The organism is Mesorhizobium robiniae (assembly GCF_040545535.1).
Taxonomy (GTDB): Bacteria; Pseudomonadota; Alphaproteobacteria; order Rhizobiales; family Rhizobiaceae; genus Mesorhizobium; species Mesorhizobium robiniae.
The window spans coordinates 240224-257969 of sequence record NZ_JBEPMC010000003.1 but is presented as its reverse complement, the minus strand read 5'-3'; the positions used below and the strand labels follow the sequence as shown (position 1 = coordinate 257969).

At 64.0% G+C, this 17746-nt stretch carries 15 protein-coding genes; 10 read left to right on the top strand and 5 right to left on the bottom strand.

What is annotated here, in order from left to right:
- Nucleotides 1-178 precede the first annotated feature (178 nt).
- Genes ABID19_RS09370 through ABID19_RS09355 form a run of 4 tightly spaced genes read left to right on the top strand, consistent with a single transcriptional unit; the run spans nucleotide 179 to nucleotide 3456 of the window.
- On the top strand, nucleotides 179-1060 hold the full coding sequence (locus tag ABID19_RS09370) for a branched-chain amino acid ABC transporter permease (protein ID WP_354489900.1): 882 nt from the start codon (nucleotides 179-181) through the stop codon (nucleotides 1058-1060).
- The gene (locus tag ABID19_RS09365; protein WP_354489898.1) at nucleotides 1057-2019 is read left to right on the top strand and encodes a branched-chain amino acid ABC transporter permease; all 963 of its coding nucleotides are present in this window, start codon (nucleotides 1057-1059) and stop codon (nucleotides 2017-2019) included. The genes ABID19_RS09370 and ABID19_RS09365 overlap by 4 nt, the downstream gene beginning before the upstream one ends.
- Complete coding sequence (locus tag ABID19_RS09360; RefSeq protein WP_354489897.1) at nucleotides 2016-2744, top strand: ABC transporter ATP-binding protein; 729 nt, start codon at nucleotides 2016-2018, stop codon at nucleotides 2742-2744. Before ABID19_RS09365 ends, ABID19_RS09360 begins: the two co-directional genes overlap by 4 nt.
- Entirely contained in the window at nucleotides 2737-3456 is a 720-nt protein-coding gene (locus ABID19_RS09355) for an ABC transporter ATP-binding protein (RefSeq protein ID WP_354489896.1), read from the top strand. Before ABID19_RS09360 ends, ABID19_RS09355 begins: the two co-directional genes overlap by 8 nt.
- On the opposite strand, the gene ABID19_RS09350 is transcribed toward ABID19_RS09355, so the two are convergent.
- Together ABID19_RS09350 and pncA are read right to left on the bottom strand one after the other, a co-directional pair.
- On the bottom strand, nucleotides 3457-4887 hold the full coding sequence (locus tag ABID19_RS09350; RefSeq protein WP_354489894.1) for a sodium:proton antiporter: 1431 nt from the start codon (nucleotides 4885-4887) through the stop codon (nucleotides 3457-3459).
- A 41-nt stretch (nucleotides 4888-4928) separates the two neighbouring features.
- A complete protein-coding gene (gene pncA / locus ABID19_RS09345; RefSeq protein WP_354489893.1) occupies nucleotides 4929-5528 on the bottom strand; it encodes a bifunctional nicotinamidase/pyrazinamidase in 600 nt (199 codons plus the stop codon).
- A gap of 427 nt (nucleotides 5529-5955) precedes the next feature.
- Here pncA and ABID19_RS09340 point away from each other — a divergent pair, with 427 nt between their 5' ends.
- The 5 genes from ABID19_RS09340 to ABID19_RS09320 are packed head-to-tail and all read left to right on the top strand — an operon-like array spanning nucleotide 5956 to nucleotide 12534.
- Nucleotides 5956-6819 (top strand): FAD binding domain-containing protein, encoded by an 864-nt coding sequence (locus ABID19_RS09340; protein ID WP_354489891.1) that lies wholly within the window; start codon nucleotides 5956-5958, stop codon nucleotides 6817-6819.
- The gene (locus tag ABID19_RS09335; RefSeq protein ID WP_354489890.1) at nucleotides 6816-9611 is read left to right on the top strand and encodes a molybdopterin-dependent oxidoreductase; all 2796 of its coding nucleotides are present in this window, start codon (nucleotides 6816-6818) and stop codon (nucleotides 9609-9611) included. Before ABID19_RS09340 ends, ABID19_RS09335 begins: the two co-directional genes overlap by 4 nt.
- The gene (locus tag ABID19_RS09330; RefSeq protein ID WP_354489888.1) at nucleotides 9608-11149 is read left to right on the top strand and encodes a 6-hydroxynicotinate reductase; all 1542 of its coding nucleotides are present in this window, start codon (nucleotides 9608-9610) and stop codon (nucleotides 11147-11149) included. The genes ABID19_RS09335 and ABID19_RS09330 overlap by 4 nt, the downstream gene beginning before the upstream one ends.
- Nucleotides 11149-12030 (top strand): UPF0280 family protein, encoded by an 882-nt coding sequence (locus ABID19_RS09325; protein WP_354489887.1) that lies wholly within the window; start codon nucleotides 11149-11151, stop codon nucleotides 12028-12030. The genes ABID19_RS09330 and ABID19_RS09325 overlap by 1 nt, the downstream gene beginning before the upstream one ends.
- Nucleotides 12031-12075: 45 nt before the next feature.
- Nucleotides 12076-12534: a MarR family winged helix-turn-helix transcriptional regulator gene (locus ABID19_RS09320; RefSeq protein WP_354489885.1), complete on the top strand. Its 459-nt coding sequence runs from the start codon at nucleotides 12076-12078 to the stop codon at nucleotides 12532-12534.
- Nucleotides 12535-12607: 73 nt separating this feature from the next.
- Here ABID19_RS09320 and ABID19_RS09315 read toward each other — a convergent pair whose 3' ends face one another.
- From ABID19_RS09315 to ABID19_RS09305, 3 genes are read right to left on the bottom strand one after another with little or no spacing between them, the layout of a single operon-like run.
- Nucleotides 12608-13576 carry a substrate-binding domain-containing protein gene (locus ABID19_RS09315; RefSeq protein WP_352927160.1) on the bottom strand — a complete coding sequence of 323 codons (969 nt, stop codon included), beginning with the start codon at nucleotides 13574-13576 and terminating at the stop codon, nucleotides 12608-12610.
- Nucleotides 13573-14889 (bottom strand): ABC transporter permease, encoded by a 1317-nt coding sequence (locus ABID19_RS09310; RefSeq protein ID WP_354489883.1) that lies wholly within the window; start codon nucleotides 14887-14889, stop codon nucleotides 13573-13575. The genes ABID19_RS09315 and ABID19_RS09310 overlap by 4 nt, the downstream gene beginning before the upstream one ends.
- A complete protein-coding gene (locus ABID19_RS09305; protein WP_354489881.1) occupies nucleotides 14886-16475 on the bottom strand; it encodes a sugar ABC transporter ATP-binding protein in 1590 nt (529 codons plus the stop codon). Before ABID19_RS09305 ends, ABID19_RS09310 begins: the two co-directional genes overlap by 4 nt.
- Nucleotides 16476-16692: 217 nt before the next feature.
- On the opposite strand from ABID19_RS09305, the gene ABID19_RS09300 reads away from it, so the two are divergent.
- Nucleotides 16693-17724 (top strand): LacI family DNA-binding transcriptional regulator, encoded by a 1032-nt coding sequence (locus ABID19_RS09300; RefSeq protein ID WP_354489880.1) that lies wholly within the window; start codon nucleotides 16693-16695, stop codon nucleotides 17722-17724.
- The last annotated feature ends 22 nt before the right edge of the window (nucleotides 17725-17746 follow it).

Sequence of the window (17746 nt, the reverse complement as noted above, 5' to 3'; positions counted from 1 at the left end):
CTCTGTCCTGCCGGACATCTCCCCCTCAAGGGGGGAGATTGGCTGTCACCGCTGCTTTCGCCAATCGCCAAGGTTAATAGACGGTCACCGTCGCAGGAACTGCCAATCTCCCCCCTTGGGGGGGAGATGTCCGGCAGGACAGAGGGGGGTGCTTCGCGCATCCGCTGGTGCTTAGCCGATGCACTTCGGACCCCACCTTCTCCTCGCCGCTCTCGAAGGCCTTGTCACCTCCGCCGTGCTGGCGCTGACGGCGCTCGGCCTGTCGCTGGTGTTCGGCGTCATGCGCGTCGTCAATGTCGCCCATGGCGAGTTCTTCATGCTGGGCGCGGTGCTTGCCTGGGCGATCTCTACGGCCATATCGGGCCATCCGGCGCTCGGCTTCGTGACCGCGCTGGTGCTGGCGCCGCTGATCGTCGGCCTGATCGCACTCGTGGCCGAACGGCTGGTGCTGCGCCGGCTGAATTACAATCCGGAAGCCACCATCGTCGCCACCATCGGCATGCTCTACATCATCCAGCAACTGGCGCTGACCTTCTATGGTCCGGAGGCGCGGCCGGTGGAGCCGCCCTTCAGCTACCGCATCCTTCTGCCGTGGTTCGGCTATTCCGGTTACAAGCTGTCGATCATCGCCGCATCGGCGCTTCTGCTGGTCGCGACCTGGTTCGTGCTAACGCGTACCAAGATCGGCCTCGTCATGCGCGCTACGCAATATGACAGCGAGACGGCGCAGGCCTTCGGCATTCCGGTCGACCGCGTCTATGCCGGCGTTTTCGCGCTCGGCGCCATGCTGGCAGCGGTGGCGGCGGTGCTGATCGTGCCGATCAGCCAGGCGCATTATCTGATGGGGCAGGACCCGCTGCTGCTGTCCTTCATCGTCGTCATCATCGGCGGGCTGGGATCGCTGCGCGGCACGGTCGTCGCGGCCGTGCTGATCGGCCTGTCGGACGGCATCATCTCGGTGTTCTTCTCGCCAACGCTAGCCAAGATCATCGCCACCCTTTTGGTTGCCATGGTGCTGGTGTTCCGACCGCAAGGCCTGTTCGGGACGGCTTCGCGATGAAGGAGGCTTCACCGGCAAAAGCCTACGCGCTGCATCTGGGCGTCATCGCCCTGCTTTTTGCCCTAAGCTTCGTCCTGCCGGAGTATCACCACGGGTTGCTCGCCCGCATCATGGTGCTGGCGGTCTTCGCCATGGGCTACAACATGCTGTTCGGTTATGTCGGGCTGCTCAGCCTCGGCCACGCCATGTTCTTTTCGGCCGGGCTCTATGGCGCCGGCCTTGCCGTCATCCATCTCGGCTGGAGCGTGCCGGCCGCCTTCGCCGCCGGCCTTGCCTGCGGCGCGGCTCTTGCGCTCATCATCGGGGTGCTGGCGCTGCGCACGTCCGGCGTCGCCTTCATGATCGTCACCATGATGTTCGCGCAGGTGTTCTACCTCATAATCCTCTATTTCGCTGCCTGGACCGGCGGCGACCAGGGCCTGGTCGTGCCGCAGTCGGCGCGTGTGCTTGTCTTGGGCGACACGTCGCTCGGCCTCACCAACCCGACCGTGCGCTATATGAGCGCGCTCGTCCTGTTCTCGATCGTGCTGCTGGTGACGCTCGCCGTCGTCCGCTCCAGATATGGCCGTGTGCTGGTCGCCATCCGCGAGAACGAGGAGCGGACCAAAATGCTCGGCTACGACACGTTTTCCAACAAGCTCGTCGCCGTCGTCGTCTCCGGCACCATCTGTGCTGCTTCGGGCGCCGCCTACGCGCTGCTGTTCGGTTATGTCGGCTCGACTTTCGCCTCGGTGCAATATTCCATCCTGCCTCTGCTCTGGGTCCTGCTCGGCGGTGCTGCGACCACGCTCGGCCCGTTGATCGGCACGCTGTTCATGTACTATGTCGTCGACATCACCAGTGGCTATACCTCCGCCTATCTGCTGATCGTCGGCATCGCCCTCATCTTGCTGGTGTTGTTTTTCCCCAAGGGCATTCTCGGCACCATCCGCCAGCGCTGGCTCGGATGGCTGCCATGACGCCGTTGCTGACGACCAAGGGCCTGTCCCGCAATTTCGGCGGCCTGCGCGCCGTCGACGGCGTCGACTTCGCCCTCATGCCGGGCGAGATCCGCGCCGTTATCGGCCCCAACGGCGCCGGCAAGACCACCTTCGTCAGCCTGGTTAGCGGCCGCATCCAACCATCCTCGGGCATGATCGTCTTCGACGGCGCCGATATCACCAACCTGCCGGCCTACGCCAGGGTTCGCCTCGGCATCGCCTACACCTTCCAGATCACCAGCGTCTTTGCCAATCTCTCCGCCTATGACAACGTCGCGCTGCCGGTGCAGCGCACGTTGACCGATGGCCGCTCGAAGGGCGCCGTGCATGCCGGCGTCATGACGGCGCTGGAGCGCACCGGCCTTGCCGACCGCGCCCACATGCCGGCCGGGCAATTGTCCTATGGCCATCAGCGCCTGCTCGAAGTGGCGATGGGGCTGGCGCTAAAACCGCGCCTGCTGATCCTCGACGAGCCGACGCAGGGGCTGGCTGACAGCGAGATCGACAATTTCATCGAGCTGGTGCGCGAGATCGCCAAAAGCGCCACCGTGCTTCTGATCGAACACAACATGCCTGTTGTCATGCAGCTTGCCGACCGCATCACCGTCTTCAATGCCGGCAAGATCCTGGCTGAAGGCACGCCCGAGCAGGTCCGCGCCAATGCCGAGGTGCAGGACGCCTATTTGGGGACGACCCATGGCTGAAACACGGTCTGAAGCACTGACCATCTCCGGGCTCGACTGCTTCTACGGCGAGGTCCAGGTGCTCTATGGCCTCGACCTCGTGCTGAACAAGGGCGAGGTGCTTTGCCTGTTCGGCCGCAACGGCGCCGGTAAGACGACGACGCTGAAGGCGATCATGGGCCTCGTTCCCTCACGCGCCGGCTCGATCAGGGCCGACGGGCGGGAATTGACCGGCCTGCCGGCGCACGACGTGCCGAAGGCCGGCGTCGCCTATGTGCCGCAGGGCAGGCGGCTCTTCGCCGAGATGACGGTGGCGGAAAACATCGAGATCGGCCTGATGGCGCGCAGCAAGGGCAAGACGACGCGCGAACACGTGCTCGACCTTTTCCCGCTGCTGCGCCAGCGGCTGAGACAACGCTCCGGCACGCTGTCGGGCGGCGAGCAGCAGATGCTGGCCATGGCCCGCGCTCTGTGCCTCGAACCGCAGGTGCTGCTGCTCGACGAGCCGACCGAAGGGTTGATGCCGTCGATGATCGCAAAAATCCGCGAGACGGTGTCGAAGCTGCGCGACCTTGGCGTCTCGACGATCCTGGTCGAGCAGCGGGTCGATGCCGTGCTGTCCGTCGCCGACCGGGTCTCGTTCATCGAGAACGGCCGCAACCGCGAGACGGTCGATGTCGAGGAATTGCGTGCCGACCCATCGGCGGTGCGCCGTTATGTCGGAGTAGGGTAATCACCCGAAGAACAAAAAGCCGGCAAGCAAAAATATCGGAATCAGCACCGCGCCCGACCACGCCATGTAGCCGAAGAAGCCCGGCATCTTCACGCCGCGATGTCTGGCAATGGCATAGACCATGAAGTTCGGTGCATTGCCGATATAGGTGTTGGCGCCCATGAACACTGCGCCGGCCGAGATCGCCGCCAGCGTCGAGGCGAAGGTGGTCATCAGATGCTGTGGGTCGCCGCCGGCGAGCTCGAAGAACACCAGATAGGTCGGCGCATTGTCGAGGAAGGATGACAGCGCTCCGGTCATCCAGAAATAGGCGAGGTCGTTGGGCTCGCCCGTGGGCGAGCTGACCAGCGAGACCAGCGGCGCCAGCGCACCGTCGGGGCCGGCCCTGAGAATGGCGATGACCGGCACGATGCAGATGAAGATGCCGGCGAACAGTTTCGCCACTTCGGCGATTGGCTCCCAGTGGAAGTTGTTCGCCTGCCTGTGGCTCTTGTGCGAAACGCCGAGTGAAAGGAAGGCAAGCGCCAGGATGATGGCGTCGCGCACGAGGTTCTGCAATTCAAGGCTCACGCCCTGGACCGAGAAAGCCACGCCCGGCTTCCAGGTCGCCGAAAGCAGGATCGCGCCGATCACCCCGGCCAGCAGCGGGACGTTGGCCAGGCCTCGGATGCGCACCTTCGTGTCCGGTGTCGGATCCTTGATCTTCGGCGCACCAGCCTCGCGGCGATGCAGGATGACGTCCAAAGCCAGGAAGACAGCCAGCACCAGGCCGCCGACGAACAGCGTCTCCTGATAGAGATTGGTGGTGGTCCAGAAGAAATCGACGCCGCGCAGGAAGCCGACGAACAGCGGCGGATCGCCGAGCGGCGTCAGCGAGCCGCCAATGTTGGACACCAGGAAAATGAAAAAGATGACGACATGGGCGTTGAACGGCCGGTTATCGTTGGCGCGCAGGATCGGCCGGATCAGGATCATCGAAGCGCCGGTCGTCCCGATGACCGAGGCGAGCATCGCCCCGACCAGCAGCAGTCCGGCATTCACCAGCGGCGTGCCATGGATGTTACCGGCAACGAGGATGCCGCCCGAAATGGTGAACAGCGCGAACAGAAGAACGATGAACGACATGTATTCGGTGAGCAGCGCATGCAGCACCGCCTCCGTGGCCGAAAACATGCCGAACGCCACCGCCAGCGGCGCGACCGCAAGCGCCGCCCAGAAGATGGTGATCTTGCCGTAGTGATGCTCCCAGACGTGGGGGAAGAGCAATGGTCCGGTGGCGATCGACAGGAGCAGGCCGGCAAAGGGCAGCGCCCACCATAGCGACATTGTTTCGCCCGGCAGCTCGTGGGCTTCGGCTGCCAGCGCTAGTCCCGGACACAGGGTTGCGACTGCCACCACTGCGCCCGCCGTCAAAGCCGCCGCAAAGCGCATAAAGCCCCCTCTGGAATTGTGCCGGATGCGACTGGTGATGTTCAAGCCAGCGTCACGCCGGCATCGCGCATCCGGTTCAGCATCGTCTCGACGGAGCCGTTGAGATCGATGCCGCGGCAGGCGTCGAGCCGCACTGTCGTCTTGAAACCTTGCTTGACCGCATCGAGCGCTGAGAAGGCGACGCAGTAATCGGTCGCCAGGCCGGCTATGGTCAGCGTGTCGATGCCGCGCTCCTGGAGATAGCCGGCAAGGCCGGTCGGCGTCGTATGATCGTTCTCGAAGAAAGCCGAATAGCTGTCGATCTCTGGGCGAAAGCCCTTGCGGATCACCAGTTCGGCCTTGGTCCAGGCAAGGCCCGAATGGAAATCAGAACCCAAGCTGCCCTGGATGCAGTGGTCGGGCCACAGCGTCTGCGGGCCGTAAGGCATGTCGATCGTTTCGAACGGCTGCTTGCCGGGATGACTGGAGGCAAAGCTCGAATGGCCGGCGGGATGCCAGTCCTGCGTCAACACGACATGTCCGGTCCGCCGGATCAGGTCGTTGACCAGCGGCACGATCTCGTCGCCGCCGGCCACCGCCAGCGCGCCGCCCGGGCAGAAATCATTCTGCAGGTCGATGATAACAAGCGCTTCGTCGGCCATGGAGCCTCCCTCTTGTCTGTCCCGGAGGCATGACCCGAACCGGAAGTCTGCCGAGACGTGGAATCCGTGTTCGAACCCAGGCTCCACCGAAAAATGCCGCTGACGCGGCCGGATGCAGAAACTTGACCAGATGGCTGGCTGCGTCAACCTCTTCAGCGCTGCGCGTCTTTTGGACGCGCAAAGGACGCTGTAGCATTTTGAGTTTGCGCATGATCCTTTCCGAAAATCGGTTCCGATTTTCAGGGTCATGCGCGGGCATAACAAATACGTGCCGCCGCGCCGATGCGGATAGCGGCTCGAAACTCTGGCTTTGACAATTCCTGCCGGCTTGATATCATTTGCATACGAATGAATTTTGACCGGTCCGGATGCCGGTAGGATCCGTCGGGAGCCCCTTCAAAGGAGGTCCCTTTTTGGAAGGCAAAGCGTGATCCGTTACGCGAAACCCACCACGGTCGACGAAGCGCTCGCTTTGCTGGGCGAGGCCCCGTGGCGCATCCTTGCCGGCGGCACCGATTTCTACCCGGCACAAGGAGCTAGGCCTTTCCGCGAAAATGTCCTCGACATCAACGGTCTGGCGACGCTGCGCGGTATCGCCCAGAACGAGGAACATTGGGTTATCGGTGCGCGCACGACCTGGACCGATCTTGTTCGTCATCCGCTGCCGGCGGCTTTCGACGCGCTGAAGCAGGCGGCGCGGGAAGTCGGCTCCGTGCAGATCCAGAACGTCGCCTCCATCGCCGGCAATCTCTGCAATGCCTCTCCGGCCGCCGACGGCGTGCCGGCGCTGCTCGTTCTCGATGCCGAGGTCGAACTGCGCTCGGTGGCGATGGTCCGCCATCTGCCGCTGGAAAGGTTCATCGTGGGAAGCCGCCGCACGGAGTTGCAGCCGGGCGAAATGGTCACCGCCATCCGCGTGCCGAAGGACGCAGCCACCGGCACGTCGGCTTTCATAAAACTCGGCGCACGTCGCTATCTCGTCATTTCCATCGCCATGGCCGCGGCCCGCCTGACCATTGAGGACGGCATCGTCGGCAATGCTGCCGTCGCCGTCGGCTCCTGTTCGGCGGTCGCCAAACGTCTCCCGGGTGTCGAAGCAGCCTTGCGCGGCCTCCCGCTCGACCATTCTCTCGCCGCCGCGATCCAGTCCGCACCGATGGACGAGCTGTCGCCGATCGGCGATGTGCGCGGCAGTGCCGAATACCGGCTGGACGCCGCGCGTGAGATCGTCGCCCGCGCCGTGCTCGGCGCCGCGGGTCACGTGTCGGACAACGAGGTGGTGGCGGCATGAGCAAAGCTCAGCCTGACATGACCAAAGCTCAGCCTGGCATGAGCATGGAGCGCGCCGACATCGCCTTCGAGGTCAACGGCGCTGCCGTTGCTGTCTGCGTGCCGCCGGTTCGCCGCCTCTCTTCGGTGCTGCGCGACGAATTGCGCCTGACCGGCACCAAGATCGGCTGCGACGCCGGCGACTGCGGCGCCTGCACGGTGCTTGTAGACGGCGAACCCGTCTGCGCCTGCCTCATGTCTGTGGCGTCTGCCGCTGGCGCTGTGGTGACCACCGTCGAAGGGCTCGCCAACGGCAGGTTGTCGGCGCTGCAGGCCTCGTTCCTCGACCATGGCGCGGCGCAATGCGGCATCTGCACGCCCGGCCTGCTAATCGCGGCAACAGCACTGCTGGACAACAAGCCCAACCCAACCGAGGCCGAAACCCAGGATGCGCTGGGCGGCATCCTCTGCCGCTGCACCGGCTACCGGAAGATCGTCGCGGCGGTGATGGATGCGTCGCGCCATGCCGATGGCCTCGACCATCGCATGCCGCAGTCCGGCCACGCCGTCGGTTCGTCCCCGGTCAGGCTCGACGGCCTGCCGAAAGTCACCGGCGGCGAAAAATTCGGCGGGGATTCCTTCCCGGACGACGCGCTGGCGGTGCTGGTGGTCCGCTCGCCGCATTATCACGCCCGCTTCGCCTTCGGCGATCTCGACGGCTGGGTGAAAACCCATCCCGGCATCGTCGGCGTCTTCACCGCTGCCGACATTCCGGGAAAGAACAGCTTCGGCGTCATTGCGCCTTTCGCCGACCAGCCGGCTCTGGCCGAAGGTTTTTCGCGCTTTCGCGGCGAGGCAGTGGCGCTGGTTGCCGGCGAGCGCGAGGCCATCCTCGATCTCGACCTTGCGGATTTCCCTGTTGGTTGGACCGAGTTGCCGCACCTTCTGCAGCCTTGCGAGGCGCAAGCCGGCGGCGCGCAGCTGATCCACGAGAACCGGCCGGCAAACCTGCTCACCCAAGGCTTTGTCGAGCGCGGTGACCCCGACGCCGCCCTTACTGGGGCTGCCTTCACCGTTTCCGGCGCCATCGACACATCTTATGTCGAGCATGCCTATATCGAACCGGAAGCCGGCTACGCCTACATGGATGGCGACACGCTCGTCGTCGTCGCCTGCACGCAGGCGCCCTACATGGACCGCGACAACGTGGCAAAGGTGCTTGGCCTTGCCGTCGACAAGGTGCGCATCGTGCCGACCGCCACCGGCGGCGGCTTCGGCTCCAAGCTCGACGTTTCGTTGCAGCCGCTGATCGGTCTGGTCGCGATGAAGACCGGGCGGCCGGCGGCACTCGCCTATACCCGCAATGAATCGATGATCTCGACCACCAAGCGTCATCCCGCCGAGATGAAGGCGACGATTGGCGCCGACGCCGATGGCCGCGTCACCGGCATGATCTTCGCTGGTGATTTCAACACAGGCGCCTATGCGAGCTGGGGACCGACCGTCGCCAACCGCGTGCCGGTGCACGCCTCCGGTCCCTATGCCACGCCGAATTATCGTGCCGAGGGCCGCGCCATCCACACAAATGGGCCGATCTCCGGCGCCTTCCGCGGTTTCGGCGTGCCGCAGGCGACGATCATGCAGGAAACACTCTATGACGAGTTGGCGGAAAAGCTTGGGCTGGATCGGCTCGATTTTCGGCTGAAAAACTGCCTTCGTAACGGATCCGAAACGGTTACTGGTCAGAGATTGGAAGCGGGCGTCGGCATCGTCCAGTGTCTCGAAGCGCTGCGGTCGCATTGGGTGCGTGCGCTTGTCGATGCCGAGTTGTTCAACGCCGGCAGCAGCACAAAAAAACGCGGCGTCGGTGTCGCGTCCTGCTGGTACGGCTGCGGCAACACCTCGCTGCCAAATCCGTCGACCATCAGGGTTGGCATCTCGGGCTCTGGCGATGTCGTCCTGCATCAGGGCGCCGTCGATATCGGACAGGGCTCGAACACGGTCATTGCCCAGATCTGCGCCGACGCGCTTGGCCTGCCGCTCGAAAAATTCACGCTGAAAAGCGCCGACACGGCGATCACGCCCGATGCCGGCAAGACGTCCGCTTCGCGCCAGACCTTCGTGACCGGCAAGGCCGCCGAAAAGGCCGGCCGAGCCTTGCGCGAAGCGGTCTTGCGCTTTGCCAACGTGTCGGAGAAGGCGGCGATCGCTCTGGATAGCACAAGCCTGATCATCCGCGAGGGCGAAGCGATACGGCACATCGATCTGTCCACACTGAAGGCCGATGCTAATGGCTTCGTTTTCCACGCCGAAGAGAGCTACGACCCGCCGACGCTGCCGCTCGACGCCAAGGGCCAAGGCAAGCCTTATGCCGTTTATGGCTACGGCGCGCAGATCGCCGAACTGGAGGTCGACCTCAAGCTCGGTACGGTGAAGTTGATCAAGATCACCGCCGCGCATGATGTCGGCAAAGCGATCAATCCTCTGCTTGCCGAAGGCCAGATCGAGGGCGGCATCGCGCAAGGCATCGGCATGGCGCTGATGGAAGAGTACATCCCCGGCCGCACCGAAAACCTGCACGACTACCTGATCCCGACGATCGGCGACGTGCCGCCGATCAAGACCATCCTGATCGAAGTTCCGGATCCGGAAGGACCCTTTGGCGCCAAGGGCCTGGGCGAACATGTGCTGATCCCGACGGCGCCCGCGATCCTCAATGCCATCCGTCATGCCACCGGTGTTCTGGTCACCAAAATTCCGGCGACGCCGAGCCGCATCCGTGCCGCGATCCGCGACAAGGAGGCACGCCGATGAGCGAACTTGCCGAACGCTTCGAGACGCATGATCCCGGCGAGAAGCAGGTGGCGGAAAAGATCCGCTGCGATGCCTGCCCGGTCATGTGCTACATATCAGACGGCCGCACCGGCGCCTGTGATCGCTACGGCAATGTCGGCGGCAGAATCGTGCGGATGGACCCGCTGACTATCCTCGACCATGCGGCCGAGACCGGCGCTGCGGTCGTGCCGTTTGTCGCCGAAGGCGAGGCCTGGGACGGCGAATTGGTCAACACCGGCCGCCGCTTCGTCACCGCGATCGGCGCCGGCACCACCTATCCCGACTACAAGCCGGCGCCATTCATCGTCAGCCAGCAGGTCGAAGGCGTAGATCTCGTCACCGTCGTCACCGAGGGCATCTTCTCCTACTGCGGCGTCAAGGTGAAGATCGACACCGACCGTCATATCGGCCCCGAAACGGCAACGGTCCGCGTCGCGGGCGAGGCGATCGGCCATGTCACGACAGGCGAATATGGCTCGCAGATGCTGTCGCTGGGCGGCGTGCACCATTTGACCGGCGGCTCCAAGGCGGAGGGCCGCGCCACCTGCGACGCATTGCTCAATCTATGCAACCGCAAGCCGGTCGAACTCACCATCGACGGCGGTGCTACGGTTATCGTCGAAGCCGGCAAGCCGCCGGTCATCGACGGCAAGCCCGAACATCGCATGCGGGTCGGCTGCGGCTCGGCCACTATCGGCATGTTCGCCACCCAGTGGCGCGGCCTGGTCGACGAGGTGGTGGTGGTCGACGACCACATCACCGGCGTCGTCTCCGAGCATCAGGCGGGCAAGGTGCTGGGCTGGCAGGACACCGGCATCAAGATCATCGGCCGCCGTTCGACGCCGGGCCGTTATTTCAAGGTGTCGGAGCCCGGCCTCGGCTGGGGCGGCACCAGCATTTCCGATCCGCTGTCGATCCTTGGCGAATGGAATGCGAAGAAGGGTGCGCGGCCTGGCCTGTCGCTGCTGATGGTCTCGACCACCGGCGAGCAGTTCGCCTATTACGAGCTCGACGACCAGTTGAAGCCAGTGCAGAAACCGTTCCCGGAGCGGCTGCAGAAGTCCGTCGGTCTGATCGAGGACAATTGCGAGCCGGCACTGTGCACCGTGCTGTTCGTCGGCGGTGCCGGCGGCTCGTTGCGCGCCGGCGTCACCGAGAACCCGGTCAACCTGACCCGCTCGGTGCAGGGCCTGACGACCTATGTCACCGTGGGCGGCGCGCCGGTCTATGTCTGGCCGGGCGGTGGCATCACGCTGATGGTCGATGTTGTCAGCGTGCCGGAAGGTGCCTTCGGTTATGTGCCGACGCCGGCGCTGGTGGCGCCGATCGAGTTCACCCTGCGCCGCGACGACTATGTCAGGCTCGGTGGCTACGAAGCGGAGATCCGCAGCGTCGAGGATATTCTTGCCAAGGGCGGCGAATATCTCAACCCGCGCCGCGGCACGGGCGCGTCGGCCAGCAATCCGTGGCCGCCGCTGGCGCAGTTGCGGCGTGCAGCGGGCAACGGAGCCGGGTGATGAACGGCCCGCAGGCACATTGGCTCGAGGACGGCAGGCGGCTGCATCTCAATCATGGCCCGATCGACTTGATTATCGAGGCATTTGGCGATGCGGACGAGTGCCGCGCCGCCTACGGCCAGGCGGTGGCGCGGTTTCAAACGATCCTGCCCGAACTCGTCGACGAACTGCCGGAACTGCGCCGCCCGGCCTCCTTGCGGCCACGTGCTTTCGCTGGCCCGACGGCGCGCCGCATGGAAGCGGTGGTCGTTCCGCTAGCGAAACAATTCATCACGCCGATGGCTGCCGTCGCCGGTTCGGTAGCCGACGAAATGCTCGGCGCGATGCTGGCCGGCCGCCGGCTCGATCGCGCCTATGTCAACAATGGCGGCGACAGTGCGATCCATCTCGGCAGCGGCCAGCTTATGACCTTCGCCATTGCCGGGACAGGGCATGGGCTGGCGGACCGCATCACGATCCCCGCCGAAGACGGGATCCGCGGCGTCGCAACCAGTGGCTGGCGCGGCCGGTCCTTTTCGCTTGGCATCGCCGACGCCGTCACCGTGCTGGCGCGGACGGGTGCCGAAGCCGACGCCGCCGCGACCCTGATCGCCAACGCCGTCGACCTGTCCGGTCATCCCGCCATCGAGCGCGTGCCGGCGCGCGCTCTGGCACCCGATAGCGATCTAGGCGATCGTCTGGTCACAATTGCTGTTGGCCCGCTTTCACCCGCTGAAATCGCCACTGCACTGGACAGCGGGCTCGCTGTCGCCGATGATTTTCGCCGAAATGGCCTGATTGCCGCCGCCGCGCTTTTCCTAGTCGGGCAAAGCCGCGTCAGTGGTTCCATGGCGCTCGTCGCGCCCAATAAAATCCTAGGGAAGGAAGTTGCCCATGCCTGAGTTTTCCGTCGGCGCAAAAGGCGTCAAGGCTTGGGACGGGCTGCTGTGAGCGAGGAAAACCTGCTCAAGCTGGTCGAGGCCGAGGAGCCTGAGGAAAACGACTATCATTTGCAGGAGCAGGTAGGCTTCATCCTGCGCAAGGCGCATCAGCGCCACGTGTCGATCTTTGCCGCGCACATCGCCGACCTGACGCCGCCGCAATTCGCCGCCCTGGCCAAATTGCACGACGTCGGCGAGACCTCGCAGAACCAACTTGGCAGCCTGATCGCCATGGATGCGGCAACGGTGAAAGGCGTCATCGACCGGCTCAAGGCGCGCGGCCTGGTCGAGCTTTCCAAGCATGAGGTCGACAAGAGGCGCCTGCTGGTCAATCTGACCGCTGAGGGCCGCGATGCGATCGAACGCCTGATCCCGATCGCTCGCGACATCACGCAGGAGACGCTGGCGCCGCTTTCCGCCAAGGAAGTCGCCATTTTCATGAGGCTTTTGGCCAAGCTGGCCTGAGCGGTGCTGCTTGCCTGTCGAGACGTGAATTTCTCTCCCTGCCGGGCGATGCCGCCCGGCAGGGAGTTTCAACTCAGAGCCCGTTGTCCTTCAGGATCTGGGCCGCATTCTCCTTGGTGATCTTCTCCGTCGGCAAGGTAATGGTCTTTTCGACCTTCTCGCCGTTCAGGAACTTGATCGCCTGCCGCAGCCCTTCTGCACCCGGCGTCACATAGGTGAAGGTCGCCGTCAGTTCGCCATTGTTGACCAGCGTCACGCCTTCATTGGGCAGGCCGTCGATGCCGATGAACTTGATGTCCTTCTCGCGCCCGACATCCTTGGCGGCAAGATAGGCGCCGTACGCCATCGGGTCGTTGTGACCATAGACGAGGTCGATCTTCTCGTTGTTGCGCAGTGCGGTGGCCATGATGTTGTAGGCCTGGTCCTGTTTCCAGTCGCCCGACTGCTGGTCGAGCAGGTACTTGATGCCCGGCTCCTTGTCGGTGAATTCATGGAAGCCGTCATGGCGGTCATGCGCCGGCTGGGTGCCCATGCCGCCCCAGATCTCGACGACATTGCCTGATGCCTTGCCCTTGCCGCCCAGAAGCTCGACGGCATATTCACCGGCAGCCCGGCCGATCAGCTTGTTGTCGCCGCCGACGAACTGTGTGTAGTCCTGGGTCTCGACATTGCGATCGAGCACGAAGACCGGGATCTTGGCGTCGACCGCCTGCTGCACGACGCCGGTCAAGCCGGCTGATTCCTTCGGTGACACCAGCAGCGCATCGACCTCCTGACGGATCAGGTTCTCGACATCGGCGACCTGCTTTTCGGTCTTGTCCTCGCCGTCGGTGACGATGAGCTCGACTTCCGGATGCTTGGCGGCCTCAGCCAGAATGTCCTTGTTGAATTGGGCACGCCAGGGCTCGATCGTCGTCACCTGCGAGAAACCGATCTTCCACTTCTTGTCCTGCGCGTAGGCGTTGCCGCTGGTCAAAAGGGCGGTCGTGGTCAGCAGCGCCGCAGTGACGGCGGCAAGCTTCAACATGTCACGTCGTTTCATTTCTTGTTTCCTCCAAGATTTAGAGACGGGGTCTCTTGTGACGGCCGCTTTGCTGCGGTCGTTTCCTTGTGCGCCGCTTTTCCACTGGGCAGGCGCAGATAGAAGAGAAGATCAAAGGCATTGCGCTCCTGCACGAGCACGGTGCCGATGATGATCATCCCCTTCAGCACGAGCTGAAGGTTCGAATTGATGTTGTGCAATTGCAGGATGTTCGAGAGCAGTCCGAAGATCAGCACGCCGCAGAATGTGCCGATAAGGCTGCCGCGTCCGCCCATCAGGCTGGTGCCGCCGATGACCACTGCGGCGATGGCATCGAGCTCAAGTCCGGCGCCGGCATCCGGCTTGCCTTGCCTGTATTGCGCAACGTAAAGCACTGCCGCCACGCCGGCCAGCAGCCCTGACACCGCGTAGGTGGCGATCTTGACACGGCCGGCGGCGATGCCGGACAGCCGCGCCGCCTCTTCATTGCCGCCGATGGCGTAGACATAACGGCCGAACGGCGTGAAGCGCAGCACGGCGCCATAGATCAGGATAGCTCCGAGAAAGAACAGGCCCGGCATCGGGATCACGCCGAACACCAGCGAACGCAGGACCTCGAAATCGGCGGTGGCGTTCGAGCCGGTGTATACCGGCAGCACCGCATTGTTCTGCCCGGCGGTCAGCCGGGCGATGCCGAGCGCCGTCACCATCATCGCCAGCGTGACGATGAAGGGCTGCAGCCGCCCGGCAACGATGATGAAGCCGTTGAGCGCGCCGAACAGCAAGCCGACGCAAGGCGCCACCAGCAACACGCCGAGTACGCCGAATTTCGAGCCTACCTGCGGCAGCAGGAACCACAGCACGAGGGAGCAAAGGATCACCCCGACGATGCCTGGTGTGACCAACCCACGAACGCTATCCAGCCTGATGTCGTGCGTGGCCTGCGCGCCGGCGCGGGATTTTTCGATGTTCAGGAAGATGAAACGGGTGACCAGGATGCCGAGGCAAAGGGCGACCACGGCAACGGTCGGCACCCCCAGCACCACCGCCGGCGTGACGCCCGGAACCGTCAGCAGCATGGCGCAGACCACGGTGCAGATCGCCATCAGCGAGCCGACGGAAAGGTCGATGCCGCCGGTGATGATCACAGCCGTCATGCCGGTTGCGATCAGGCCGGTGGTCGACACCTGGCGCAGCACATCGAGCAGATTGCCGTAGGACAGGAAGATGTTGTTGCCCTTGGAGCTGATCGGCGAGCCCAGCACGCCGATCAGGAAGATGGCGATCAGGCCCCAATAGAGCTTCGTCCGGGACAGGATGTTCAAGATGCTCATGCTGCGGGTCTCGTTATGGTCCGGCGCGGCGCCGCAAGCCGCATGATGGCCTCCTCGCTGGCTTGCGCGCGCGAGAGGATCCCCGTCTGGCGACCATCCGCCATGACCAGGATGCGGTCGGAAAGATGCAGCAGCTCCGGCAATTCCGAGCTGATGACGGCGATGGCGAGCCCATCGCGCGCCAGCTTGAAGATGAGATCGTATATCTCGCGCTTGGCGCCGACATCGATGCCGCGCGTTGGCTCGTCCAGCAACAGCACCCGCGGTCGCGTCGCCAGCCACTTGCCGATGACGACCTTCTGCTGGTTGCCGCCGGACAGCGTGCCGGCCGGCTGCTCGATGGTGCCGCAGCGAATGCCCAGCGCCTTGACGGCGTGCCGCGCCAGGCTTTGCTCTCCGGCCAGCGAGCGAAGGCCGAACCGCGCCAGCGCGCCGACCAGCGGCAGCGCGACATTGTCTGATATCGACGCCTGAAGATGCAGGCCTTGCGTCTTGCGGTCCTCTGTCACCAGGGCGATGCCGAGCCGGCGGGCGTCGCGCGGCGAACGGATTTCAACCGGCTCGCCGTCGAGCCGGATTTCGCCGCCGGCACGCCCGCCGCCGGAGCCGAAGATGGTCTCCAGGATTTCAGTGCGTCCCGAGCCCAGCAGCCCGCCTATCCCGAGAATTTCGCCTTCGGCAAGATCGAAGCCGACGCCGTCGAGTGCGGTGCGCCAGCCGTGGCGATCGGGTTTGGACAGCGACAAGCCGCTTACGGAGAGGACGACCTTGCCGCTGGAGCCGCGCTCCTCCTGGGAAGAGGCGAGCAGGCTTCGCCCGACCATCGCCGAAATGATGGTGTCTTCGTCGAGCTTTGCCATCGCCTCGGTCAGCACGTGGCGTCCATCGCGAAACACGGTGACCCGGCTGGCCAAATGCATGACCTCGTCGATGCGGTGCGAGATGTAGACGATCGCCACGCCGCTGTCGGCGAGCTGGCGGATGATCCGGAACAGCCTTTGGCATTCGGCCGGCGAAAGCGCTGATGTCGGCTCGTCCATGATCAGGATGCGCGCCGACATCGACAGCGCCTTGGCGATCTCGACCAGCTGCTGCTCGCCGACGCGCAAGCTGCCGACCCGCGCTTCCGGATTGAGCTCGATGCCGAGCCTCTGCAGCAGCGCACCGGCGGCCTGGCTGCTTGCCTTGCGATCGACCACAAGCCCGGCGATCAGCTTTTCGCGCCCGAGGAAGATGTTATCGGCAACGCTGAGCTCAGGGACGAGATTGAGTTCCTGGTGGATGATGGCGATGCCGGCGCGCTCGGCGTCGCGGACGCCGGCGAAACGGACCGGATTGGCATCGACGTTCACCGTTCCATCGTAATCCGTATAGACGCCGGAAAGAATCTTCATCAGCGTCGATTTGCCGGCGCCGTTTTCCCCCATCAGCGCATGGACCTCGCCGCGCCGCAGATCGAAGCCGACATCGACAAGGGCGGCGATGCCACCAAACGTCTTGGAGATGTGCTCGGCGCTCAGAACCACAGCCGAGCGGTCGGCCTTAGCCGTGTCATCTCCGGACGTGATGGAATTGCCATGCTCCATGACAGAACGGCCTCCCTTCCGTCGTTGTCTAACGTCTCAAACGCTAATCTAAACGTTTCGATCATGTCAAGCTGATATCTGGTGAGGTCGGTGAACGAATTTCAATTCTTGCGCAGAACCGCAAGATTCCGTAGGTATTGCAGCTAGAAGGCGGTGAAACGTTTCGAAAATGATGGCGTCAGGGCGAAAAAAGCAGCGGAAGTCCACGGCGCCGACCATGCTGCACGTGGCTCAAGTGGCACGTGTTTCCGTCGCCACCGTCTCAGCGCTGATCAATGGCACCGCGACTGTCAGTCCCGAACTCAGCCAGCGCATCGAACAGGCGATCCGCGACATCGGCTACAAGCGCAACGCGATCGCCCGCAGTCTGAAAATGGGCACGACCCGCACCATCGGGCTTACCGTTCCCCACATTACCAATCCGTTCTTCACCGATGTCGTGTCGGTCATCCAACAGGCATTCGATCGCGCCGGCTACGCGGTCATGCTGTGCTGCACGGACGAGGATCTGAACACGCAGGACGACCAGATCAGGCTGCTGCTCGACCGGATGGTCGACGGGCTGATCGTCGCGCGCGTCGGCGACGGCGCGATCCTCAAGGGAATTGTCGATGCCGCCAACGTGCCGGTGGTGCTGCTCGACCGGGTCTGCGAAGGCGTCGACACCGACACCGTCGTTCTCGACAACCAGCGAGCGGTGTTCGACGCCATCACCTATCTGATCGATCTCGGCCACCGACGGATCGGCTACATCTCCGGATCGTTCGACATCTCGCCAATGCATGACCGCATGGAAGGGTATCGCGAGGCGCTCAAGGCCGCCGGCCTGCCGGTCGAGAACGAGCTCGTTCGCTACGGCAACTTCCACGAAGTCGACGGCTACAACGCGACGATGCAGCTGCTTTCGCTGCACGACCGTCCGAGCGCCATCTTCTCGGCCAACAACCCGATGGTGATCGGCACAATGAAGGCGATCCGCGATATCGGGCTGTCCTGCCCGGAGGATATTTCGATTGCCTGCTTCGATGATTTTCCGTGGTCGGACGTGTTCCAGCCGCAACTGACCACGGTCGCCCAGCCGGTGCAGGCGATCGGCGAGCAGGCCGCCAATCTCCTGCTCGACCGGCTCGCCGGAAACAGGGACGCGCCGCCGCGCAAGCTGGCGCTCAAGGGACGCCTGATGATCCGCAATTCATGCCGGCCACTGGGGGCGCCCTTGGGGGCGATCGCACAAAGCGTCAGGGCGTAACGCGCCTTCGCAGCCTCATAAA

Coding starts and splice junctions, on each gene's coding strand:
- ABID19_RS09370 (WP_354489900.1), top strand. CDS start 179: ATGCACTTCGGACCCCACCTTCTCCTCGCCGCTCTCGAAGGCCTTGTC.
- ABID19_RS09360 (WP_354489897.1), top strand. CDS start 2,016: ATGACGCCGTTGCTGACGACCAAGGGCCTGTCCCGCAATTTCGGCGGC.
- ABID19_RS09350 (WP_354489894.1), bottom strand. CDS start 4,887: ATGCGCTTTGCGGCGGCTTTGACGGCGGGCGCAGTGGTGGCAGTCGCA.
- ABID19_RS09305 (WP_354489881.1), bottom strand. CDS start 16,475: ATGGAGCATGGCAATTCCATCACGTCCGGAGATGACACGGCTAAGGCC.
- pncA (WP_354489893.1), bottom strand. CDS start 5,528: ATGGCCGACGAAGCGCTTGTTATCATCGACCTGCAGAATGATTTCTGC.
- ABID19_RS09300 (WP_354489880.1), top strand. CDS start 16,693: ATGCTGCACGTGGCTCAAGTGGCACGTGTTTCCGTCGCCACCGTCTCA.
- ABID19_RS09335 (WP_354489890.1), top strand. CDS start 6,816: ATGAGCAAAGCTCAGCCTGACATGACCAAAGCTCAGCCTGGCATGAGC.
- ABID19_RS09310 (WP_354489883.1), bottom strand. CDS start 14,889: ATGAGCATCTTGAACATCCTGTCCCGGACGAAGCTCTATTGGGGCCTG.
- ABID19_RS09330 (WP_354489888.1), top strand. CDS start 9,608: ATGAGCGAACTTGCCGAACGCTTCGAGACGCATGATCCCGGCGAGAAG.
- ABID19_RS09325 (WP_354489887.1), top strand. CDS start 11,149: ATGAACGGCCCGCAGGCACATTGGCTCGAGGACGGCAGGCGGCTGCAT.
- ABID19_RS09315 (WP_352927160.1), bottom strand. CDS start 13,576: ATGAAACGACGTGACATGTTGAAGCTTGCCGCCGTCACTGCGGCGCTG.
- ABID19_RS09355 (WP_354489896.1), top strand. CDS start 2,737: ATGGCTGAAACACGGTCTGAAGCACTGACCATCTCCGGGCTCGACTGC.
- ABID19_RS09365 (WP_354489898.1), top strand. CDS start 1,057: ATGAAGGAGGCTTCACCGGCAAAAGCCTACGCGCTGCATCTGGGCGTC.